We start from the raw sequence: 23,405 nt of genomic DNA on the forward strand, positions 1-23,405 counted from the left end.
GGAATGCGATGGAAGCCAATCCTTATGCCGCGCCCGAGGCAACGGTCGACGATGTGCGCGCGTGGGACGCGCAGGGCCTGGAGGAACGCAAGGCCAGCCGCGGCAAGCGCCTGGCGGCGACGCTGCTCGACGGGGTGATCAACCTGGTCTGGGTCCTCCCGGTGTTGTGGGGCGCCATGATGGCAGTCGGCGTCGGCAAGGGGATCAAGCCGGCCGCGCCGATGATCGGCGTGCTGCTGCTGGGTTTCGCCCTGCTGGTGGCGATCTTCGTGGTCAACTGCGTCATGCTGCATCGGAGTGGCCAGACCATCGGCAAGCGCATGCTGGACATCGCCATCGTGCGTACCGATGGCAGCCGCATGGGCCTGTTGCGTTACCTCTTCATCCGCGTGCTGCCGGTGGCGCTGCTCGGCGTGATTCCCTACATCGGCCGGCTGGCGACGCTGATCGATCCGCTGCTGATCTTCGGCAACGAGCGCCGCTGCCTGCACGACCTGATCGCCGATACCATCGTCGTCGACGTGTAGATGATCGATACCGTCCGCGAGATCGAGACCGCCGAAGGCATCTCGCTGCGCCTGCGTGCCGCCGGAGCGTTGCCGCGGGCGCAGGCGTGGGTGCTCGACCTGCTGTTGCGCGGTGTCTTCTTCTTGGTGGCGATGATCCCGCTGTCGATCTTCGGCGTGGCCGGCAACGGCCTGGCGATGCTGCTGCTGTTCGCGCTGATGTGGGCGTATGGGGTGGTCTGCGAGGTCTGGATGGACGGCCAGACGCCGGGCAAGCGCGCGCTCGGCCTGCGCGTGGTGCATGCCGACGGCACGCCGGTGACCTGGCTGCCGTCGGTGGTGCGCAACCTGCTGCGCGTGGTGGACATCCTGCCCGGCGTCTATGGCGTGGGCCTGGTCAGCACCCTGGTCGATCCGCACGCGCGGCGGCTCGGCGACATCGTGGCCGGCACCATGGTGGTGCATGCGCGCGAACTGCCGCCTGGCCAGCAGGTACCGGCGGTGTCCGCGCTGCCGCTGCCGCTGGCCTTGTCCGCCGACGAACAGGCCGCGCTGGTCGACTATGCCGAGCGCGCCGGCCAGCTCACCGTGCAGCGCCAGGAGGAACTGGCCAACCTGCTGACCCCGCTGACCGGCCTGCGCGACACCGCGGCAATCCGGCAACTGGTGGCGCACGTGAACTGGCTGCTGGGGCGCGCATGAAACAGGAACGCTTCGTGGCCTTGCACGGCAAGACCTGGGATCGCCTGCAATCCTGGCTGCATGCGCTGGACCGCCAGCCGCGACGCACGCTGCGGCAGGAGCAGGCGCTGGATTTCCCCGCCGAATACCGGCGCGTCTGCCACCACCTGGCGCTGGCCCGCGGCCGCGGCTACAGCCACGAGGTGACCGACCGGCTGCAGCAACTCGTGCAGCATGGCCACCGCGTGCTGTACCGGCCGCCGCCGCCGCGCTGGCATCGGGTGGCGATGTTTCTGCTGGCCGGTTTCCCGCGGCTGGTGCGCGCGCAGTGGCGCTGCATGGCGCTGGCGGCGGTGCTGTTCTACGTGCCGGCGCTGTGCCTGCTGGTGCTGCTGCAACTGCGCCCGGAGCTGGCGCATACGCTGTTCAGCAGCGCCCAGCTGGCGCAGTTCGAGAAGATGTACGACCCGGCCAATCCGCACATCGGCCGCAGCAGCGGCACCGATCTGCAGATGTTCGGCTTCTACGTGATGAACAACGTCGGCATCGCGTTTCGCACGTTCGCCTCGGGGCTGGTGTTCGGCGTCGGCGCGGTCTACGTGCTGGGCGCCAACGGCGTGCTGATCGGCGGCATCGCCGGCCATCTCACCGCGATCGGCTACGGCGGCCCGTTCTGGCGCTTTGTGGCGGGGCATTCGCCGTTCGAGCTCACCGCGCTGGTGATCGCCGGTGGCGCCGGCCTGCATCTGGGCCTGACCTTGCTGGCGCCGGGCCGGCAGCGCCGCGGACCGGCGCTGGTCGCGGCCGGCTGGGTCGGCGCGCAACTGGCGCTGGGCGCATTCGCGATGCTGCTGGTGGCGGCGTTCATCGAGGCGTACTGGTCCTCCATCGCCAGCCTGCCCGATCCGCTGCGCTTCGGCGTGGCCGGCGTGCTGTGGGTGCTGGTGCTGGCTTGGCTGTGGCGCGGCGGCAGGGCGGTGCGGCATGGAGCTTGAACGCATCGGCGTGGTGTTGCGGCCCAGGGTGACGCGCGAGGCGCTGGATCTCGGCGCGGCGATGTTGCGCGCGCATGCGCGGCCGGTCTGGTCGGCGTGGTTCGCCTTCACCCTGCCGCTGTTCGTGTTGTGCAACGGGCTCGGTGTCGCGCTCGGCTGGCCGTGGCTGGGCTGGGGGCTGATGTGGTGGCTGAAGCCGCTGTTCGACCGGCTGCCGCTGTACGTGTTGTCGCGGGCGGTGTTCGATCAGGCGCCGGGCTGGCGCCAGACCCTGCGCGGCCAGGCGCGCTGGCCGTGGCGACGGACGTTGGCGGCGCTGACCTGGTTGCGCATCGACAGCAACCGCGCGCTGCGCCTGCCGCTCGATCTGCTCGAAGGCAGCACGCGGGCGCAGCGTTCGGCACGCTGGAAAGTGCTGCGTCGGCGCCTGGTGGGGGAAACCAGCCTGCTCACCTATTTCTGCCTGCTGTTCGAGCTGGTGCTGTTCCTCAGCGTGTGGTTGTTTGCGCTGCTGCTGATCCCGCACGAATGGCGGCCGCAATCGCTGATCGAGCTGGTGCGCGGCGACACGCAGGTGATCCCCACCGCGTGGGTGCTGGCCGGCGCCGGCGTGGCCTATCTGGCGATGAGCGTGATCGAACCGCTCTACGTCGCCTGCGGCTTTGCGCTGTATCTCAACCGGCGCACGCAACTGGAGGCGTGGGACATCGACCTGGCCTTCCGGCGCCTGCGCGCGCGACTGCAGGGCACCGCGCTGCTGGCGGTTGCGTTGCTGTGCTTCGGCGCATGGACACCTCCCGCGCAGGCGCAGGCGACGGCCGAGGTGCACGCCGCGGCGGTCGACAAGCCCGCCAGCGTGTCGCTGGACGCGTTGTTCGGCGCGCGCGCGGAGGCACCCGAGCCGGGCTTGGCGCAAGCGGCCGCGCGGGCTTATCGCGACCCGCGCTTCGGCGGCGAACACACGGTGCGGCGCTGGCAGCTCAAGTACAAGCCGGAACCGGCCGCGACGTCGATCAATCCGCTGTTCCCCTGGCTCGGACACTTGCTGGGCGGGTTCTTCCAGCTGCTGTTGTGGCTGCTGCTGATCGGCGTGCTGGGCGGCCTGATCTGGCTGGGCTGGCGCTGGCGCGGGCGCTGGCTGCTGCGGGATGAGGAGGTCGCGCCGGCGCTGTCGCCGCCGATATCGTCGATCGTCGACGCGCCAGCCGCGTTGCCCGCCGACCTGGCCGGCGCGGCACGCGCGCTGTGGCAGGCACAGCGCCGGCGCGAGGCACTGGCGCTGCTCTATCGCGGCTGCGTCGAGCAGACCGCGCGCGAGCTGCGGCAGCCGCCCGCAGCGGATGCGACCGAGGCGCACTGGCTGCGCCAGGCGCGCGCCATCGACGATCCGCAGCGCAGCCGCCGCGTGATCGAGATCGTGCGCACCTGGCAGTTCGCTGCCTACGCCGGGCGCTATCCCGACGACGCCACCGTCGAGCAACTGCTCGCGGGCTGGCCGGCGCAGCCCGGGGCGTCGACATGAACCGCAAGACGCTGCTGATCGCCGCCCTGGTCGCGGCCGCGCTGGCGCTGCTGGTCGCCGGGTTCTTCGCCACCTTCGAGCGCAAGGACGTCACCGAGACGATCCCGCCGCACGGCGCGGCGCGCAGCAACCGCTTCCTCGCGCTGGAACTGATGCTGCATGAGCTGCAGCTGCCGGCGCAGTCGCTGACCACATTGAGTGCGGCGCGATTGCCGTTGCGCCATGGCGACACCGTGCTGCTGGGCGAAAATGCCGGCCGCGTCGATGCCGCCGATGCGGCACGGCTGGTGGCATGGGTGCGCGGCGGCGGCCACCTGCTGCTGTCGCCGGGAGCGGCCAGCGTGGCGCACACGCCGCTGTTCGATGCGCTCGGCGTGCTCGATTCGCGCGCCGCCTCGTTCGAGTGCGCGGCCCTGCACGGCGCGACGGCGAGCAAGCGCGACGACGTCGCCCTGTGCGGTTCGCGCTTCCGGCTGCAGCCCGGCGCGGTGGCGAAACTCGATGCCGCGATCGGCACGCCGCACGACGGCTATCTGTACGCGCGCATGCCGCTGGGGCAGGGCACGGTCAGCGTTCTGGCCAATTTTGCCCCGCTGGCGCACACCGCGCTGAAGCAGGCCGCGGCGCAGGAGTTTGCCTGGAACCTGCTGCAGCCCAATCGCGGCCGCGGCACGATCTACCTGGTCTACGCGCTGGACGGTCCGCCCTTCCTCCAATTCCTGGCGATCAGGGGCTGGCCCGCGCTGCTCGCGCTGGCGTTGCTGCTGGCCGCGTGGATGGCGATGCGCAGCGCACGGCTCGGGCCATTGCTGCCGGCTCCGCCCGCGCACCGCCGCGCCCTGCTTGAACACGTGCAGGCCGCCGGCGAGTTCATCTATCGCCGCGACGGCGGTCGCAGCCTGCACGCGCTGGCCTGCCAGGCCGTGCTGGCGCGCCTGCGTCGCCGCGATCCGGCCTGCGCGATGCTGCACGGCGAGGCGCTGTACGCGCGCCTGGCCGAGCGCAGCGCGCTGGACGCCGCGCGCGTCGCGCAGGCCTTCCAGTCACCGGCGAACGCGCAGGCGTTTCGCGTTTCCATCCTCACCCTGGCCCGACTCAGGAATCGTCCATGACCCTCGACACGCTCGCCGCGCCGGCCTTGCCGCCGCCTTCCACCGCCGAACTCGGCGACCACGTGCGCGCGTTGCGCGAGCAGGTCGGGCGCGCCTTCATCGGCCAGGCCGAGGTGTTCGACCAGGTGTTGCTGGCGCTGCTGGCGACCGGCCACGTGCTGATCGAGGGCGTGCCCGGGCTGGGCAAGACGCTGCTGGTGCGCGCGCTGGCCGCGTCGGTCGGCTGCACCTTCGGCCGCGTGCAGTTCACTCCCGACCTGATGCCGGCCGACGTCACCGGCCACGCGATCTACGACCCCAAGACCGAACGTTTCCAGATCCGCCGCGGCCCGGTATTCGCCAACCTGCTGCTGGCCGACGAGATCAACCGCGCGCCGGCCAAGACCCAGGCCGCGTTGCTCGAATCGATGCAGGAGGGGCAGGTGACCATCGAGGGTCGTCGCTTCGCGCTGCCGGCACCGTTCATGGTGGTGGCCACGCAGAACCCGATCGAGCAGGAGGGCACCTACCCGCTGCCCGAGGCGCAGCTGGACCGCTTCCTGATCAAGGTGGTGATCGGCTATCCGGGGCTGGAGGACGAGCGGCGCATGGTCGCGCGCGTGATCGACGGCAAGGTTGCCGCCGACCTCGACGTGTCGCAGGTGCAGCCGGTGCTGAGCCAGGCGCAGTTGCTGGCGGTGCAGCGGGCGGTGGCGTCGATCCGCATGGATGCCGCGGTCACCGACTACGCGGTGCGCATTGCGCGCACCACGCGCGAATGGCCGGGCGTGATCGGCGGCGCCGGTCCGCGCGGCGGCCTGGCGCTGGCGCGGCTGGCGCGCGCGCAGGCAGCGGTCGACGGCCGCGATTTCGTCACCCCGGACGACGTGCGCGCAGTGGCGTTGCCGGCCTTGCGCCATCGCCTGCTGCTGGCGCCGGAGGCGCTGCTCGAACGCCAGCGCCCCGACGACGTGCTCAAGGCGCTGCTGCACAAGGTGCCGGCACCGCGACAGTGATGAGGCCTGCGCCCGCGCTGCTGTGGCTGCTGCTCGGCTGGACCGTGCTCGGCGTGCTGGCCAGCCTCGGCTGGCTGCCGCTGGCGGCGTGGCTGGCTGCCGGCGGTGCGCTTGCGTTGCTGGCGCTCGTCGATGGTTGGCGCCTGCGCCGGATGCCGTCGCCCGAGGTGTCGCGCGAGCTGGCGCCGGTGCTGCCGCTGGGGCCGGAGGCGCGGATCGGCCTGCGCGTGCGCGGCACCACGCGGCGCGCGCAGAAGTTGCGCCTGCACGACCTGCATCCGGGCGGCTGGGCGGTGCGCGGCATGCCGCGCACGCTGCTGCTGCCGGCGGGCGGCGACGTGCGACTCGAGTACGCGGTCACGCCCGACGCACGCGGCCAGTTCGCCTTCGACGGCTGCCACGTGCAATTGCATTCGCCGTGGCGTTGCTGGTCGGTGCGCCGCGTGCTCGGCGCCGCGTCGACGGTGCGTGTGTATCCGAACTTCGCCGCGCTGGTCGAGCTGGCGGGCTTGAGCGTGGAACTTGCCTCGCGCAGCGTCGGCGCGCGGCTGCAACGGCGTCGCGGCGAAGGCACCGAGTTCCAGGAGCTGCGCGACTACCGCGTCGGCGACAGCCTGCGCAAGATCGACTGGAAGGCCACCGCGCGCAGCAGCCGGCTGATCTCGCGCGAGTACCGCGACGAGCGCAACCAACAGGTGGTGCTGATGCTCGACTGCGGTCGCCGCCTGCTGGCGCAGGATGATCGCCGGGTGCATTTCGACCACGTGCTGAACGCCTCGCTGGCACTGGCCAGCATCGCGCTGCGCCAGGGCGATGCGGTCGGCCTGCTGGCCTGCACCGGCCAGCAGCAACGCTGGTTGCCGCCGCAACAGGGCAGCGGCGGCATGGACATGCTGCTCGGCGCCGGCTACGACCTGCACGCGATGCCGCTGGCCACCGACTACCTCGCCGCTGCCAGCGCCCTGCAGGCGCACCAGCAACGTCGCGCGCTGGTGGTGCTGATCACCAACGTGCGCGACGAGGACGACGCCGAACTGCGCGCCGCGGTGAGCATGCTGTCCCGGCGTCACCTGGTGATGCTGGTCAGCCTGCGCGAACTGGCCCTCGACTACGCCGCCGCCGACCCCGGCGACGAACTGGAAGGCAGCATCCGCAGCGCCGCCGCCATGAACTACCTGGCCGATCGCGAACGCACCCACGAAGCGCTGCGTCGCGAAGGCATCAACACGCTGGACGTGAGCTGCGGCGAACTGTCCGGTGCGCTGATCGAGCGCTACCTGGCGATCAAGCGGGGGAATCGGCTGTAGGGGAAATCCCGGCGCGTTGCGCTTGTCGCCGGGCAAACGTCGTTCAAAACCGATCAGGGGGAAATCATGGAAAATCCGTACCAGAGTCCCGGTGCCGTGCTGGAGGTTCGCGAAAAGCGCAGCGCGTCGCTGGACGATGTCGCTTCCGGCCAGAAGCTGGTGATCTACGCCATCCTGCTGTACTTCCTCGCCGCCGCGCTGCGCGCCGCGGTCGGCCCGATCGCCTTGCTCGCCCTGCTGGTCTGCCTGGGGATGTCCTGGACCGGCATCTACAAGATCGCCCGCGGCCTGGACTACCCCGTCTGGGGGCGCATCGTGCTGCTGGTGCTGATGCTCGTCCCGCTGGTCGGCCTGCTCGTGCTGGTCATGCTGAGTTCCCGGGCCACCTCGCGGCTGCGCCAGGCCGGTTACGCGGTGGGGCTGCTCGGGGCCAGGGATTACTAGGCTGCCGGTTGGCGCGGAACCTCACGGGTTCGGCGTCACGCGTGCCAAGACGGCATGGTTCGACCTGGGCTGCCCTCCAGGCGCGCGCTGAAAGGCGCGCGCCATCGGGCAGTGACAGTCATACCGGAGCGGCTTCGGGCGACCCACTCAGTGGGAGTGATCGCTTGCACCCGGTGCGGTGGACGGCGGCGGGTCCGCCTTGATCATCTTGCCGACGGTCACCGTGCCGAACCATTGCGCGTCCCGCGCGGCAAAATAACGGTTTGGGTCCAGCAGCGACGGGTTGTACCTGCCGCATCCTTCGCGGGGAATCTCCACGCCGCCGAGGACGAGACGGTTGCCGCCGCAGCGGGTCGGATTGTCGGCGTTCAACCCCATGACCTTGACGCCGGAGTCGTGGCCCAGGTGCGATCCCGTCAGCGAGTTCCTGGCCGAGATCAGGGCCAGCTTCATCCTCGGCTTGGCCACGGCGTCGCCGAACTCGGCCATCAACGCGGCCAGCATCGTGTTCGCCTGCGTGCGTTGTGCGGGTGCCAGCGCGGCGCAGATCCGGTCGCGCGCGTTGACGTAGGAAGGGTAGCCACGCTCGGCGGCCAGCGTGATCCAGGCGCAGGCACTGGCCCGGTCCTTCCTCACGCCCCGGCCGTTGAGATACATCATCGCGATGCTGAGCTGGGACATCTTGTCGGCGTAGCGCGAACCGATCCGGAAGTACTTCATGGCGCCCTGGTAATCGCCCTCGAACAGGCGCCGCATGCCGGCAAACTGGCCGAAGAGATCCGGGTGTCCCTGGGTGGAGGCGTCGTCCATGGCGCGCAGGGTGCGCTCGATGTCAGGCGTCTGCCGTGGCGGTGGCGTCGGTGGCGGCGCGTCCGCGGGCGCGACATGGGTCGAAGCCGGCCGTGCGTTGGAGCCGTCGGCCGACTGACCCGCCAGGCAAAGGGTGGAGACGCATGCCAGCAGCAGGCATGTCGGAACGAGCAACAGTGGCTTCATCAGCAATTCCCTTGGCTGGTGGTGAACTGGATAGTGCTCCGGCATCGTAGCGTGGCGCGCCGGCAAGAGGCCACCCGATGCACTTCAATCCTCCTCCGCGCGCGGCTTCCAAGCCTCTCCCAACTGCTTCTGCACGGTGGCGGGGGCGGCTTCGTAGTGGCTCAGGTCGAGGCTGTAGCGGCCACGGCCGCCGGTCATGGATTTCAGTTCGGTGGGGTAATCGATCAGTTCGGCCAGCGGGGCCTGCGCCTTGATCACCAGCTCGCCGCCACGCTGCGCATCGGTGCCCAGGATGCGCGCGCGCTTGCCGGCGAGGCTGCCGGTGACGTCGCCGACGTGGCGCTCGGGGATCGCCACCTCGACGTTGACGATCGGCTCCAGCAGCACGGGATGCGCCTTGGCCACGGCGTCGAGGAAGGCCTTCTTGCCGGCGCTGATGAAGGCCACCTCCTTGGAGTCGACCGAGTGGTACTTGCCGTCGTAGACGGTCACGCGCAGGTCCTGCAGCGGGTAGCCGGCCACCACGCCGCGCTCCATCGCCTGGCGCACGCCTTTCTCGATCGCCGGCAGGAACTGGCCGGGGATCACGCCGCCCTTGATCGCGTCGACGAATTCGAAGCCGGCGCCGCGATCGAGCGGCTCGATGCGCAGGAACACCTCGCCGAACTGGCCGGCGCCGCCGGTCTGCTTCTTGTGCCGGTGGTGGCCTTCGGCGAGGGCGGCGATGGTTTCGCGATACGCGATGCGCGGCGGGCGCGTCTCCACTTCCACGCCGTAGCGTTCGCGCATGCGCTCGAGCATCACCTTCAGGTGCAGCTCGGAGAGCCCGCGCACCACGGTCTCGTTGAGTTCCTTGTGGTGCTCGACGCGAAAGCAGGGATCTTCCTCGGCCAGGCGCGCCAGCGCGTTGGAGAGCTTCTGCTCCTGGCCCTTGTGCCGCGGCTCCAGCGCCAGGCCGACCATCGGCGTGGGAAACCGCGGTGGCGCCAGCGCGATGCGATCGTCGTCGTGCGAATCGTGCAGCACCGCGTCGTAGTGGATTTCCTCGACCTTGGCCACCGCGGCGATGTCGCCGGGGATCGCCGCCTCGATCTCCACGTGGTTCTTGCCCTGCAGGCGGAACAGGTGGCCGACCTTGAACGGCTTGCGGCCGTCGTCGACCAGCAACTGGCTGTCGCGCCGCACGGTGCCCTGCCACACGCGGAACACGCCCAGCTTGCCCACGAACGGGTCGTTGATGATCTTGAACACGTCGGCGATCACCGGCGCCCGCGCATCGCCGGTCACGCGCAGCGGCATGCCGTCGCCGCGCACGAACGGTGGCGGGTTGCCCTCGGCCGGATTCGGCAGCAGTCGCGCGGCGACGTCGAGCAGTTCCTTCACCCCGGCACCGGTGCGCGCGCTGGTGAAGCAGATCGGCACCAGGTGGCCTTCGCGCAGGCATTGCTCGAAGGCGTCGTGCAATTGCTGCGCGCCCAGCGCCTGCTCGCCCTCGTCCAGGTAGCGGCCCATCAGTGCCTCGTTGACCTCCACCACCTGGTCGATGATCTGCTGGTGCGCCGCGGCCAGCGAGGAGAAATCGGTGGCGCCGTCGTCGTGGAAGAAGCAATCCAGCACGCGGTTGCCGCGTTGCGCCGGCAGGTTGACCGGCAGGCACTGGCTGCCGAATTCCTCGCGCAGCGCGTCGACCAGGGCGGCGAGGTCGGCGCCGTCGAAGTCGATCTTGTTGATCACCAGCATGCGCGCCAGGCCGCGCTCGTGGGCGTGCATCATCATGCGGCGCGTGCCGTGCTCGATGCCGTTGATCGCGTTGACCACGATCGCCACGCTCTCCACCGCAGCCAGCGCGGACAGCGTGCCGCCGCGGAAATCGGCGTAGCCGGCGGTGTCGATCAGGTTGATGCGGCAGTCGCCGTGCTCGACCTGGGCGATGCTGCTGTCGATGGAATGGGCGCGCGATTGTTCCTGCGCGTCGGTATCCGACACGGTATTGCCGCGCTCGACGGTGCCGATGGACTGGATCGCCCCGCCGGCATGCAGCAAGGCCTCGAACAGCGTGGTCTTGCCGGCGCCGGCGTGACCGGCGAGCGCGATGTTGCGGATATGTTCCGTGACGAGTTCGGACACGATGCGACCCTCCTCATGCGGGGGCGCAGCCTCGTGGCATGAACGGCACCGCCCGAGGCCGCGCGGGGCGGCTGGAAAAGCGGGCCGTCATGGTCGTCCTGCGCGATGCGGCGGCGAGGGCGGTCATGGCGGGGGATCGGCGCGGGGCGTCGATCGGCCTAGCCTTGTGCCATGCGCAAGTGGGGTCAAGCTGCACTGCGGGGAACCGCGCGGCGCCGGCGGCTGTCTGTCCCAGGTGTCGCGCGCCCCGGCGACGCGATCGTCACGCCGGTCTAGCGGGGTTCAATCGCCTTCGGCCATGCTGCGACCGCCCACCGATTTCCACGAGGCACCGCCATCGCCGTTGCGCCGCAGCCCCAGCCAGCCACGCCCGAGCCGCCCGAACCCGAGCGGCGCGAGCTCGTGCCCGCGGCTGGCGACTGGCGTGCGCGGGCCACGCGGCAACGGCATCGCTGGCACGAGCCGCCGGTCGAGCGGGCCACGCATCGCTGGACGCTCGCCGCGGTACTGCTGTTGCATGCGTTGTTCGCGCTGGTGGCGTGGTACGGCACGCGCCCGCCGGTACCGCACGAGGAGGCGCCACCCGAGCAGTTCCTGCAGATCCGCCTGATCGAGGACACGCCGGCAAGCCACGCGCCGCCGCCGCTGGCCTTGCCGCCCGCGCCGCCCGCCGCACCGCCGCCGACGCGGGCACGGCCGGAGCCGCCGGCCAAGGGCGCCATGGTGGTGCAGGCCCCGCCGCTGCGGTTGTACGACGAGCATGGCCAGCCACTGCTGCCGCCGGCGCCTGTTTCCAGTGCGCCCGTGCCCGGCTACGTGCAACGCATGCCGCAGGGCGATACGCAGGTCATGCGTCACGACAGCCCGGTCAAGTACAAGCCCACCCGTTTCGCGGACGACTGGGACAAGGGCGGCAGCTCCGTCGACAGCGCGCTGCAGAAGCTGGTGGACAAGACCACGAAGAAAACGACGATCCACCTGCCCGGCGGCATCCGCATCCACTGCGCCGTGTCGCTGGCGATGCTCGCCGGTGGTTGCGGTGGCGACCCGCCGCCGCCACCGTCGGCGAAAAGTGGCGACATGCGCCTCAACATGGCGCCGGCCAGCACGCCCGACGGTCGCACGCACGGTTTCACCCCGCCCGGCGTGGAGGCCTGCATCGCGATGTATCGCGCCGGCAAGCCGCTGGCGCAAGGCTGCCCGGTGGATACGCCCGACCGCGCAGTGGACGAGGAGTTGCGCGAGCGCAAGGCCGCGCGCGGCGCCGGCCGCTGATGGCCCCCGCTACACTGGCCGCATGCCCGCGCCGTCCCCGGATTCCGTCCCACCCCGTCGTGCCGCCAACCCCGCGCGAGTCTTGCTGGACTCGCCGCTGGCGGCGGCCACGCGCGGCCGCGTCTATCATCTGCGTCGGCACGCGCCGCCGCCGTCGCGGGGTCGTCGCGCGCTGGCCTTCCTCGGCACCTTGCTGGTGCATCTGCTGTGCCTGTTCGCGTTCGTGCTCGGCCCGGCCTACGAACCCACCGTGCTGCCGGACCATTCGCGCGAACCGCTGCTGCAGGTGCGCCTGATCGAGCCACCCGAACCGCCGCCACCGCCGCCGGTGCATGGCACGCCACCGAAGCAGCGCGGGCCGCGCCAGCAGGGTCGGCAGCATCCCGCACCGCGCGTCGAACCGAGCGCCAATGCCGTCGCGCTGACGGCCGCCGCCACCCCCGCGAAGCCGGCGAAAGCCGCGCCGGTCGCCGCGCCGCAGCCGCCAGTGAGCCTGCCGGCGCCGGCGCCGACGCCGCTGCCGCTACCCAAACCGGCGGCACCGGCGGTGCCGGCGCCTCCCTTGGCGCTGACCCTGCCGGCGCCGGTGGCTCCCGCGCTGCCGGCGCCCCAGCCCGAGCCGCAACGTCCGCCGCAGGCCGAAGGCAATCGCCCGATCCTGCCGCCGACCGCGCTGGCCTTGCCGCAGGCGAGCGTGCCTGCGGTCGCCGCACCGCCGGCGATCACGCTGCAAGTCGCGGCGCCGACCACGCTGGCCCCGCTCAGCGAAGCGCCGGAACCCGCGCCAGCGCCACCGCAACTGCCGCGTCCGCAGCCGCAAACGCTGGTGCCCCTCACGCCGATCGCGCCGCCCGCCCCGCGCCTGGTGCCGCAGCTGACCCAAACCGCGCAACTGGCCGAAGCCGTGCCGGCCGAGGTTGTCGCGCCCCCGCGCGCGCTGGCACCGACCCAGGTGGACCTGCAGCGCTCCGCACCGGCGCCGGCGATGACGCCAGCGACCCTGCGCCCGGTGTTGCAGGCACCGACCGCCGTGGCCGCGATCACGCCTGCGCCCGCCGCCTCCGCACTGCCGCTGCCGGCCACCGCCGAGGTCAGCCGCGCGCCGGAGGCCTCGCCGCAAGGCAGCGACACCGCCACGGTCGGCGAGCCGGCCGGCGCCACCAGCGTCGCGCCGCCTTCGGCACCTGCGCCGGCGGTTCGTGCCGCCGCCAGTACCGGCAGCCAGCACGCGCCCTCGCTGGCTGCGGGCAAGCTCGGCGGCAATCGACCCGGCGCAGCGCAAGGCGGGGAGCACGGCGTGGTGGGCGACTACGTGCAGCTGAAGCCGAGCGGCGATACCGAAATCATGCGTCACCGCACGCCTGACGTCGGCTACCGGCCCACCCGCTTCGAGCAGGACTGGACGCCCGAGGACGAAAGCTCGGTCGACACCGCGCTGCGCCGCGCGGTGGAAAAGACCACGGTCAAGCACACCTTCCACCTGCCGCGTGGCGTGCGGGTGGAGTGCGCGGTGAAACCACTGCTGCCGATCGCGCTGTTCGGCTGCCGCAACCCCGACCCGCCGCCGGCACCGGTCGCCGCCAGCGCGTATGCGCCATTGCACCTGGCGCCTGCCGCCCCGCTGGCGCCGCCCGCGGCCGCCAGCACGCCGACGCCGGCGACCTCCACGCCGATGGTGAAGTTCGACAACGCCGCCGAATGCGCTGCCGCCCGCGTCGCCGGCGGCCCGTTGCCGCCGGGTTGCGCGTCGGAATTGCCGCCCGCCACGCCAGTGCGATTGCCGGCCCCGGCTTCCAGTTCGTGGGTGCCGGCGAGCGATCAGTTTCATTAGGCCGGGATTCGGCAGCGGCAACGGCGGGGTAGGGCGGGCACTGCCCGCCGCCTTCCGTGAAACGAAACAAGAGCCGGCGGGCGGTGCCCGCCCTACCAGTGAGCACGGGTTACTCCCCGCGCGGTTCGCGCAGCGTGTCCATCGTCAGGGTCGCCAGTTGCCGCAGGCGGGCGCCGCCGGCATCGGCGAGCAGGGTCTTCAGCCGCGCGTCGGCATCGTCCTGGTCCAGCGTCTGCCGCTCGGCCAGCGAGGCGGCCAGGGCGCGGCCCATCGAGTCGAAGATCAGCGCGTAGGCGAACGCGTGCAGCACGCCGCCGCCCAGCGTGCCCAGGCCGGGGAACGCCTTCAGTGCATTGCCGGCAACCGCCAGCACGATCGAGCTGCCGGTGCGCAGGGTCAGCCTGGCCTGGCGCACGAAATCCTCGATCTGCACGTCGCTGAGCCCGACGCCGTACAGCTCGGCCAGCGCCCGCGTGAGCCCGGTGGCGAGCACGCCCTGGATCACCAGGTCGCTGCCTGGCGCCACCGCCGCCATCGCACCGACGATCGCGCGGCGGGCGTACTGGCGCACGATGCGCTCGGCGGTTTCGGCGCGGGTCTGCGCCTCCAGCGTGCCGGTGCGCTGGTGCAGGCCGGCGAGCACGGCCTGCTCGCGACGCGGCTCCAGTCCCTCGGCACCGGGAGCGATGAGGCGGGTGAGTGCGCGCAGCAGCGGTTCGATCGCCGGCTTGCGCTGGCGTTCGACCGATTCGGTGCTGCCGTCGGCGAGCCGGCGCTGGTATCGCTCGCTGCCGCCGGCGCTGATCGCCACCACCGCGTTGGCGATGCCGCGCGATTGCGCGCGCAGCTTGTCCAGCAGCTGCGCCAGCTCCGGCTCGCCCCACTGGTCGGCCTTGTTCAACACCAGCAGCAGCGGCTTGCCGAAATCGGCGAGCCAGCGCAGTTCGTCGACCTGGCTGCGGGTGAGGTCGCCGGCACACAGGTAGATCACCGCGTGGGCGCGCAGGGCTTCTTCGCGTGCCTCGCGTTCGCGCGCTTCGCCGCCACTCTCGCGGCTGCCGGGTACGTCGGCGAGTACCAGGTTGCGGCCGTCGGGCAAGGTGCTGTCGTAGTGACCGACCGCGCGCGTAGTGCCGCCGCGCGCCTCGCTGGCCAGTGTGGCCTGCGGCGCCAGCGCACGGATCAGGCTGGACTTGCCGGTGGAGATCTCGCCGAACAGCGCGACGTACAGGCGCGCGCCGAGCCGGCGCTGGTCGAGTTCGCCCAGCTCGGTGGCGAGCGCGCCGGTGTCGGCGCCGTGTTCGCGCAACTTGTCGATGCGCTGCTCCAGGCTGGCGCGGTCGGGCACCGGCAATGGCCGGCGCCGGCGGCGCGGGCGCAGCAGCCACCACAACACGGCGAGGCCGGCCGCGGCGAAGATCGCCAGCACCAGGCCCAGCGTCCATTGCAACGGCGCCGGCAAGGCGAGGAAGCGCTGGGCCAGCGCGAGGAAACGTTCCGCCGCGGCAAACAGCAGCCACAGCAGCGCGGCAATGGCCAGGGCGGCGGACAGCAGGCGCAGGCGTCGGGACATCCGGCGATTGTAGGGGTTCGCGCGCCGCACACGCCCATGGCCGATGGCCCTTTCGCCGCGCCACGGCATGCGCGGTACGATCCCCGGGCTGCCTTGCCCCAGGCATGCGGCAAGCCCCTTCCCCGAGGACGATGCGACATGACCAAGGCCGACACCATCTCCCGCTTCAAGGCGAAAGTGCTGCGCCCGGCGATACCCGACGATGCCGCGTGGGCCTTCGTGCTGTTGCCGCGGCCGGCGAGCGAGAAGCTGCCGCGCCGCGGGCGCACCACGGTCGACGCCAGCATCAACGGCCATCGTTTCCAGGCCACGCTGGAGCCGGATGGCCAGTTGAGCCACTGGCTGAAGCTGGACAGCCGCCTGCTCAAGACCGTCCGTGCGCAAGCGGGCGACACCGTGGCGCTGGAGATCGCGCCGGTGAAGCATGAGCCGGAACCCGCGCTGCCGGCCGACCTGCGCCAGGCGCTGGACGATGCACCCGCCGCCCGCGCCGGCTGGGACGCCACCACCACGATCGCGCGCGTGGACTGGATCCACTGGATCGTCTCGGCCAGGCAGGCGAAGACCCGCACGCAGCGCATCGCCGCCGCCTGCGACATGCTGGCCGCCGGCAAGCGGCGCGTGTGCTGTTTCGATCCGTCGGGTTTCTACAGCAAGGCGTTGGCGGCGCCCGACGCGGCGGAATAACGCACGAGGCGTGAAAACGCATCGCTGCGGGCCGGTGCGACGCTCGCCGACATGGGCCCGATTTGGCATGATGGGGCGGGTCGGGGGAATCTGCGCATGCTTGCATCGCTCATGTTGGGTGCGGTTCTGGCGATGGCCACGCCGGGGTCCGCGGCCGCCGGCGGCGCCAGCACGACGATGCCGGCCGGCGGCGCGAGCATGCCGGCGACGCCGCAGTTCCGTCGTTATGGCGTGGCCGACGGCGTGCCCAGTGGTTCGATCTACGCGGTGGCGCAGGATCATCGCGGCATGATGTGGTTCGGTGCCGATGGCGGCCTGGTGCGTTTCGATGGCGTCACGTTCAAGGTGTTCCGGCATGCCAGCGGCGACCCGCTGTCGCTGCCGAGCAACCAGATCTACACCCTGTTCGTGGACAAGGCGGACCGCATCTGGGCCGGCGGCGTCTCGGCGGGACTGACCGTCTACGACCAGGACAGCGGGCGCTTTCACCACTGGACGCACGCAGCGGACGATCCGCACAGCCTCAGCAACGACGAGGTGTGGAGCATCGCGCAGACCCCCGACGGCCAGATCTGGGTGGGCACCCAGGGCGGCCTCGACCGCATGCGCCGCGACGAGAGCGGCTTCGAACCCGTGCGGCTCGATGCCGACAGCGGGCAGGCGGCCCCGTTCGGCGCCATCCGTGCCTTGCTGGCCGACCACCAGGGGCGGTTGTGGATCGGCAGCGAGCGTGGCCTCTACGTGCGCTCGACCGACGGCAAGGTGCGCCGCGTGGCGGTCGACCCCGCGTTCGGCGGCGACGTCGGCGCGGTGTGGCGCATCGAGGGCGATGGCGACGAGATCCGCGTGGCGGTCAGCGGTGGCCTGCTGGTGGTCGGCGCCGACGGCGTGGCGCGGCCGCTGGCAAATCGGCAACTGGCCAACACGCGCATCCTGAGCAGCGTGCGCGACAGCCAGGGGCGGTTGTGGCTGGGCAGCCTCGACGGCGTCTGGCTCGAATCGGAACAGGGCCCGCTGCAGCACATCACCGGCGCGCCGTTGTTGCCTGGCGGCCTGCCCAGCGATCGCCTGTGGCAGATTTTCCGCGATCGCGAAGGCGGCCTGTGGTTCACCTTCGACCAGTCCAGCATCGCGTACCTGCCGCCGAGCTGGAATGGTTTCGCGCGTTTCACGCATATCCCGGACAATGCCGACAGCCTGTCCAACACCGCCGCGCTGTCGGTGCTGACCGGGCGCGACCACGAGCTGTGGGTGGGCGGCTACAACGGCTGGGTCGACAAGCTGGATACGGCGACCGGCGAGGTCAGCCACGTGCTGCGCGGCCTGCACGGCAACCTCACCTCGCTGGCGGAGGATGCGCGCGGCCGCCTGTGGATCACCGGGCCCGGACGCATCTACCGCTACGACCACGGCAAGCTGCTGACGCTGGGCGCCGAGCAGACGCACATGAAACGGCCGCTCGCGCTGGTCGCCGGCATGGACGGCCATATCTACGGGGCGTCGTGGGGCGAGGGCGTGTTCGCGATCGACCCCGACACGCTGGTGTCGACGCCGCTGCTGCCGGCCGATGCGCCCGACGGCGCGCGCTTCTTCGACCAGTTGCGGGCGCACGACGGGGCGGTCTGGTACGCCAGCATGGCCGGGCTGATGCGCAGCGAAGGGCCCGGACAGCCGCTGGCGTTCGTGCCGGGCGTGTCGCGGCGGGAGATCTACAGTTTCGCGTTCGATGACGACGGTTTCTGGATCGCCACCGAAACCGCGCTGGAGCATTACCGCCTGGCGGACGGGCGTGCCACGCGCGACGACAGCGTCGACATCAGCCGGATGGGGCTGATCGCGGACCTGCGCACCATGCTGGTCGACCGGCAAGGGCAACTGTGGTTGTTCAGCAGCCCGGGCCTGCGCCGCTTCAACCCGCTGACCCACACGTTCACCCAGTTCGGTGCGGCGCAGGGCCTGAGCAATGAAGAGTTCACCAACGGCTCGGCGGTGATCGCTGCCGACGGCACCATGCTTGCCGCCAGCAGCGGCGGCGTCACCGCGTTCCAGCCGGCCGAACTGGCGCGGCTGGAACGGCCCGGCCCGCTGCCGCTGTTGTCGCTCACCCAGGTCAGCGTGCGCCGCGACGGCAAGACCGTCGCGCTGTCGCCGGAGCAGCCGGTGCACCTGGGCTGGCGCGATCGCGACTTGCGCGTGGAGGCGCGCATGTCGTCCTACGTGGACCCGGCAGCGAACCGCTACTTCTTCCACATGGGCGGTTTCGACAGCGGCTGGGTGAGCACCGGCAACCAGGGCCAGCGCGAGTTCGTCGGGCTCGGCGCCGGCAGTTATACGCTGGAAGTGCACGGCCATGGTGCCGACGGCCAGTGGGGCAAGGCGCGGCCGCTGCTGGTCACGGTGCAGGCGCCGCCGTGGCTGCGCTGGTGGGCATGGCTGGGTTACCTGTTGCTGGTGGCAGCCGTGGTCGCGCTGGCGTTGCGCGGCTGGCGCCGGCGGCTGGCGCAGCGCCACCAGATCCAGCTGGCCGAGCAGCAGCGGCAGATGGCCGAGGCGGCCAGCGCAGCCAAGACCCAGTTCCTGGCCACCCTGAGCCACGAGATACGCACGCCGATGACCGGCGTGATGGGCATGGCCGAATTGCTGTTGAGCACGTCGCTCGATCCGCTGCAGCATGACTACACCCGGGCGATGCAACGTTCCGGCGACATGCTGCTGAAACTGCTCAACGACGCGCTCGACCTGGCCCGCATCGAGGCCGGCCGGCTGGAGCTGGAGCCGGCGCCGTTCAGCCCGCGCCAGTTGCTGGAGGACGTGACGCAACTGGAGCAGGGCCTGGCGCACGCGCGCGGCATCCGCTTCGTGCTGGAGGTGGCCGACGATCTTCCCGCGCAGGTTGTCGGCGACGCGGTGCGGATCAAGCAGGTGCTGCTGAACCTGGCCAACAACGCGCTCAAGTTCACCGAACGCGGCCACGTGACCTTGCGCGGCGAACGCACCACCGACGGTTTGCAGTTCGGCGTCAGCGACACCGGGCCGGGCATTCCCGAGGCGAGCCAGGCGCGCTTGTTCCAGCGCTTCGAGCAGGCCGACGGCCCGCAGCGTGCGGCGGGCAGCGGCCTGGGCCTGGCGATCTGTCGCGAGCTGGTGGACATGATGGGCGGCAGCATCGAGCTGGAATCGCGCGTGGGCCACGGCAGCACCTTCCGCGTGCGCCTGCCGCTGGCCGAACCGGCCGAGCCGGCGCCACTGGCGGCACCGCTCGCCGCCGGCGGCAGCCATCACCTGCTGCTGGTGGAAGACGACACCATCGTGGCGGCGGTCATCCGCGGCCTGCTCGAACGCGAAGGCCATCACGTGGTGCACGTGATCAACGGGCTGGCCGCGCTGGCCGAGCTGGCCCACGCCAGCTTCGACGCGGTGCTGCTGGACCTGGACCTGCCCGGCGTCGACGGCTTCCAGATCGCGCGGCTGATCCGCCAGCGCGAACCCGACGCCCGCCACGTGCCGATCATCGCGGTCACCGCCCGCTCCGGCGGCCGCGACGAGGCGCGCGCCCGCGAAGCGGGCATGGACGGCTTCCTGCGCAAGCCGGTCAGCGGCGAACAACTGGCTGGTGCGCTGGCCCGGGTCATCGCCTCGGCGAGCGATGCCACGGCCTGAGCCGCGGACGGGCGCCTGTGCTCGCGCTGGCAGGAAGGCTTTGGCATCATGGCCGCTACGGGACAGGCTGCCGCCATGGCGCGTCGCTCGCATGCAACGCGGTGCTGGCCGGCATGGAAGCCCGAAGGGGACGACCTGAATGTTTTCGGCAGCCTTGCTGACCCTGGCCCTCGGGCTGGCCCTGCCCGTCGCGGGCATGCCGGCCATCCCGACGGCCGCGAGTCGGGCCGATCCGCTGCCGACGCCGCAGTTTCGCCGCTACGACACCTCGGATGGCTTGCCCAGCACCAATGTCTACGCCGTGGCGCAGGATCGCAAGGGCGCGATCTGGTTCGGCACCAAGGGTGGCCTGGCGCGTTTCGACGGCGTCGGCTTCAAGGTGTTCCGGCATGCGGAGAACGACCCGGGCTCGCTGTACGCCAACGGCATTGCCACGCTGACGGTCGATCGCCGCGGACGCCTGTGGGCCGCCGGCCTCAACGCTGGCCTGAACCGCTACGACGAGGCCAGCGGCAGCTTCCGCCACTGGGGGCACGATCAGGCCGACCCGGCCAGCCTGTCCAGCGACCGGGTCTGGGCCATCGCGCAAACACCGGACGGCAGCTTGTGGATAGGTAGCGCCGGCGGGCTCGACCGCATGCACCCGGACGAGCGCGGCTTCGAGCACGTGGTCGATCCGCAGCTTGGTGCCACGCCAGCCGCGGTCGGCACCGTTGCCGCACTGTATGTGGACGGGCGCGGCCGATTGTGGATCGGCAGCAGCCACGGCGTATTCGTGCGCGAGACGGACGGCGCGATCCGCCGTGTACCGTCGGCCGAGCCGCAGCGGACCATCGACGCGTGGCGGATCGACGGCAGCGGCGACGAGGTGCGGCTTGCCGCCACCGACGGCCTGTGGATCGTCGGTGCCGACGGCGTGGCGCGCCGCTTCGGCGCCGGCGTGATTCCCGCCACCAACGTGATGAGCAGCGTGCGCGACGCCGCCGGCCGCCTGTGGGTCGGCACGCAGAAGGGCCTGTTCCTGCAGGCGCGCCCGGGCGGGCCGGTGACCGCGGTGGCCGACCAGCCGGTGCTCTACGGCAACCTGCCCGGTACCTGGGTATGGCAGCTGATGGTCGACCGCGAAGGCGGCATGTGGGCGGCGCTGTACGACGGCGGCGTGGCGTACCTGGGGCCGGGCTGGAACCGCTTCAGCCGCTTCACCCACACGCCGGACGATCCGTCCAGCCTGCGCGACGCGATCGCCACCACCATGGCGCGCGGCAAGGACGGTCGCCACGTGTGGGTGGGCCAGCGCGGCGGCCGGGTCGACCGGCTCGATCCGGTGACCGGCGCGGTCGAGCACGCGATATCGGGACTGCGCGGCGACGTGGTCGGCATGACCGAGGACGCGAGCAACCGCTTGTGGGTGGTGGTGCAGGGCGCGCTGTACCGCGACACCGACGGGCGGCTCGACCGGGTCGACCCGGCCGGCGCGATGCTGCAGCGGCCGCTGGAGGTCGAGTCCGGGCCGGATGGCCAGATGTATGCGCGCACCTTCGGCCAGGGCCTGTTCCGCATCGACCCGGAGACGCTGGCGGTCCAGCCGGTGCCGATGGACGGCTCCAGCGACAAGGTGCGCTGGGGCAGCCAGATGACGCTGCACGACGGCATCTTCTGGTACGCCAGCGACGGCGGCATGATGTGGCTGGACACGACCCGGGGCCGCTTCGTGATGGTGCCGGGCGGGCCGGCAGGGCAATCCGTCGACGCCTTCGATTTCACCGCCGACGGACTGTGGATGGCCAATGCCGACGGGCTGGTCCACTACCGCCGCGGCGGCGACGGCATCGTGGCGGACCGCCGGATCGACGCGGTGCATGGCTGGCCGTCGGTCAACGTCACCGACCTGCGCGTCGATGCGGCCGGCCGGGTCTGGGTTTTCGGCCACGACGGCCTGTGGCGGTTCGAGCCGGACACCGGCACGTTCCGTTCGTTCGGCCTGCAGGATGGCCTGACCAACGGCGAGTTCTTCCGCGGCTACGCGCGGATGCCCAGCGGCTACATCTACGCCGCCACCCTGGGCGGCGTGGTGGCGTTCAACCCGGACCGGAGCAACCGGCAGACCAGCGTGCCGCAGATGGCGCTCACCCAGGCCAGGGTGCGCCACCGCGGCGCCACCCAGGCACTGCCGATCGGCACGCAGCCGCTGCACATGGACTGGCACGACAGCCAGCTCGCGATCGAGGCGCGGGTGTTCTCCTATGTCGCGCCGGCTGCCAACCGCTACCGTTTCCGGCTGTACGGCTTCGACAGCGACTGGGTGGACACCGGCAGCCGCGGCGAGCGCGATTTCAGCGGCCTCGGCGCAGGTGACTACACGCTCGACGTGATGGCCGCGGGCGCGAATGGCCGATGGGTGCACCTGGCCACGCCGCTGCGCATCCAGGTCGAGGCGCCGCCGTGGCTGCGCTGGTGGGCGTGGGCCATCTACGTGCTGCTGGTGGCGGCGCTGGTGGCTCTGATCCTGCATGCCTGGCGCCGTCGCCTGGCGCAGCGCCACAAGATCCAGCTGGCCGAGCAGCAGCGGCAGATGGCCGAGGCGGCCAGCGCGGCGAAGACGCAGTTCCTGGCCACCCTGAGCCATGAAATACGCACGCCGATGACCGGCGTGATGGGCATGGCCGAGCTGCTGTTGAGCACGCCGCTGAACCGGCAGCAGCACGACTACACGCAGGCAATGCAACGCTCCGGCGGCATGCTGCTGAAGCTGCTCAACGACGCGCTCGACCTGGCCCGCATCGAGGCCGGCCGGCTGGAGCTGGAGCCGGCGCCGTTCAGCCCGCGCCAGTTGCTGGAGGACGTGGCGCAGCTGGAGCAGGGCCTGGCCCACGCCAAGGGCATCCGCTTCGAGCTGGCACTGGCCGACGATCTGCCGGCACAACTGCTCGGCGACGCGGTGCGGATCAAGCAGATCCTGCTGAATCTGGCCAACAATGCCTTGAAGTTCACCGAGCACGGCAGCGTCGCGCTGAGCGCGCAGCGCACCGCCGACGGTTTGCAGTTCGGCATCAGCGACACCGGGCCGGGCATTCCCGAGGCGAGCCAGGCGCGCTTGTTCCAGCGCTTCGAGCAGGCCGACGGCCCGCAGCGTGCGGCGGGCAGCGGCCTGGGCCTGGCGATCTGCCGGGAGCTGGTGGACATGATGGGCGGCAGCATCGAGCTGGAATCGCGCGTGGGCCACGGCAGCACCTTCCGCGTGCGCCTGCCGCTGGCCGAGCCGCCGGTCGAAGCGCCGACGCCGACCCGCACCGCCCGCAGCTACCGCTTGCTGCTGGTGGAGGACGACACCATCGTGGCGGTGGTGATCCGGGGCCTGCTGGAGCGCGAGGGCCACGCGGTGGTGCACGTGGTCAACGGGCTGGCCGCACTGTCCGAACTGGCGCACGTGAGTTTCGACGCGGTGCTGCTGGACCTGGACCTGCCCGGCGTCGACGGCTTCCAGATCGCACGGCTGATCCGCCAGCGCGAACGTGACGCCCGCCACGTGCCGATCATCGCGGTCACCGCCCGCTCCGGCGGCCGCGACGAGGCGCGCGCCCGCGAAGCGGGCATGGACGGCTTCCTGCGCAAGCCGGTCAGCGGCGAGCAATTGGCGGCGGCACTGGCGCGTGCACTGGCGACGCCGGCCGAAGCGCCCCCGGCCTGACGACGA

16 protein-coding genes are annotated in these 23,405 nt (G+C 71.4%); 13 read left to right on the forward strand and 3 right to left on the reverse strand.

From position 1 onward, the window contains the following. Nucleotides 1-8: 8 nt before the first annotated feature. The 8 genes from ACVCMG_RS14475 to ACVCMG_RS14510 all read left to right on the forward strand — a co-directional run bounded on the left by ACVCMG_RS14475 (nt 9) and on the right by ACVCMG_RS14510 (nt 7,562). Entirely contained in the window at nt 9-527 is a 519-nt protein-coding gene (locus ACVCMG_RS14475; protein WP_447106593.1) for an RDD family protein, read from the forward strand. Next, nucleotides 528-1,208, forward strand: coding sequence for an RDD family protein (locus ACVCMG_RS14480; RefSeq protein WP_395119974.1), 681 nt, complete (start codon nt 528-530; stop codon nt 1,206-1,208). It abuts the gene before it with no gap. Then, nucleotides 1,205-2,182, forward strand: coding sequence for a stage II sporulation protein M (locus ACVCMG_RS14485; protein ID WP_395119973.1), 978 nt, complete (start codon nt 1,205-1,207; stop codon nt 2,180-2,182). The genes ACVCMG_RS14480 and ACVCMG_RS14485 overlap by 4 nt, the downstream gene beginning before the upstream one ends. Further along, nucleotides 2,172-3,704 (forward strand): DUF4129 domain-containing protein, encoded by a 1,533-nt coding sequence (locus ACVCMG_RS14490; RefSeq protein ID WP_447114431.1) that lies wholly within the window; start codon nt 2,172-2,174, stop codon nt 3,702-3,704. Before ACVCMG_RS14485 ends, ACVCMG_RS14490 begins: the two co-directional genes overlap by 11 nt. Further along, nucleotides 3,701-4,816: a DUF4350 domain-containing protein gene (locus ACVCMG_RS14495; protein ID WP_447114432.1), complete on the forward strand. Its 1,116-nt coding sequence runs from the start codon at nt 3,701-3,703 to the stop codon at nt 4,814-4,816. The genes ACVCMG_RS14490 and ACVCMG_RS14495 overlap by 4 nt, the downstream gene beginning before the upstream one ends. After that, entirely contained in the window at nt 4,813-5,811 is a 999-nt protein-coding gene (locus ACVCMG_RS14500; protein ID WP_395119970.1) for an AAA family ATPase, read from the forward strand. Before ACVCMG_RS14495 ends, ACVCMG_RS14500 begins: the two co-directional genes overlap by 4 nt. Next, nucleotides 5,811-7,118, forward strand: coding sequence for a DUF58 domain-containing protein (locus ACVCMG_RS14505; protein ID WP_447114433.1), 1,308 nt, complete (start codon nt 5,811-5,813; stop codon nt 7,116-7,118). The genes ACVCMG_RS14500 and ACVCMG_RS14505 overlap by 1 nt, the downstream gene beginning before the upstream one ends. 66 nt (nt 7,119-7,184) lie before the next feature. Continuing rightward, nucleotides 7,185-7,562: a hypothetical protein gene (locus tag ACVCMG_RS14510; protein WP_447098251.1), complete on the forward strand. Its 378-nt coding sequence runs from the start codon at nt 7,185-7,187 to the stop codon at nt 7,560-7,562. Nucleotides 7,563-7,709: 147 nt separating this feature from the next. Here ACVCMG_RS14510 and ACVCMG_RS14515 read toward each other — a convergent pair whose 3' ends face one another. Continuing rightward, complete coding sequence (locus ACVCMG_RS14515; protein WP_447114434.1) at nt 7,710-8,603, reverse strand: sel1 repeat family protein; 894 nt, start codon at nt 8,601-8,603, stop codon at nt 7,710-7,712. A gap of 39 nt (nt 8,604-8,642) precedes the next feature. Further along, nucleotides 8,643-10,685 (reverse strand): elongation factor G, encoded by a 2,043-nt coding sequence (gene fusA, locus ACVCMG_RS14520; protein WP_447114435.1) that lies wholly within the window; start codon nt 10,683-10,685, stop codon nt 8,643-8,645. A gap of 402 nt (nt 10,686-11,087) precedes the next feature. On the opposite strand from fusA, the gene ACVCMG_RS14525 reads away from it, so the two are divergent. Continuing rightward, on the forward strand, nt 11,088-11,960 hold the full coding sequence (locus ACVCMG_RS14525; protein ID WP_447098254.1) for a hypothetical protein: 873 nt from the start codon (nt 11,088-11,090) through the stop codon (nt 11,958-11,960). 82 nt (nt 11,961-12,042) lie between these two features. Then, the gene (locus ACVCMG_RS14530; protein WP_447114436.1) at nt 12,043-13,791 is read left to right on the forward strand and encodes a hypothetical protein; all 1,749 of its coding nucleotides are present in this window, start codon (nt 12,043-12,045) and stop codon (nt 13,789-13,791) included. Nucleotides 13,792-13,900: 109 nt separating this feature from the next. On the opposite strand, the gene ACVCMG_RS14535 is transcribed toward ACVCMG_RS14530, so the two are convergent. Then, entirely contained in the window at nt 13,901-15,364 is a 1,464-nt protein-coding gene (locus tag ACVCMG_RS14535; protein WP_447114437.1) for a GTPase, read from the reverse strand. Nucleotides 15,365-15,502: 138 nt separating this feature from the next. Between ACVCMG_RS14535 and ACVCMG_RS14540 the strand changes: the two genes are divergently transcribed. From ACVCMG_RS14540 to ACVCMG_RS14550, 3 genes are all read left to right on the forward strand, one after another. Next, entirely contained in the window at nt 15,503-16,051 is a 549-nt protein-coding gene (locus ACVCMG_RS14540; RefSeq protein ID WP_447114438.1) for a YdeI/OmpD-associated family protein, read from the forward strand. Nucleotides 16,052-16,147: 96 nt separating this feature from the next. Next, complete coding sequence (locus tag ACVCMG_RS14545) at nt 16,148-19,711, forward strand: two-component regulator propeller domain-containing protein (protein WP_447114439.1); 3,564 nt, start codon at nt 16,148-16,150, stop codon at nt 19,709-19,711. A gap of 139 nt (nt 19,712-19,850) precedes the next feature. Beyond that, nucleotides 19,851-23,399, forward strand: coding sequence for an ATP-binding protein (locus tag ACVCMG_RS14550; RefSeq protein WP_447114440.1), 3,549 nt, complete (start codon nt 19,851-19,853; stop codon nt 23,397-23,399). Nucleotides 23,400-23,405 lie beyond the last annotated feature (6 nt).

It is taken from the genome of Rhodanobacter sp. UC4451_H18, from assembly GCF_052978225.1.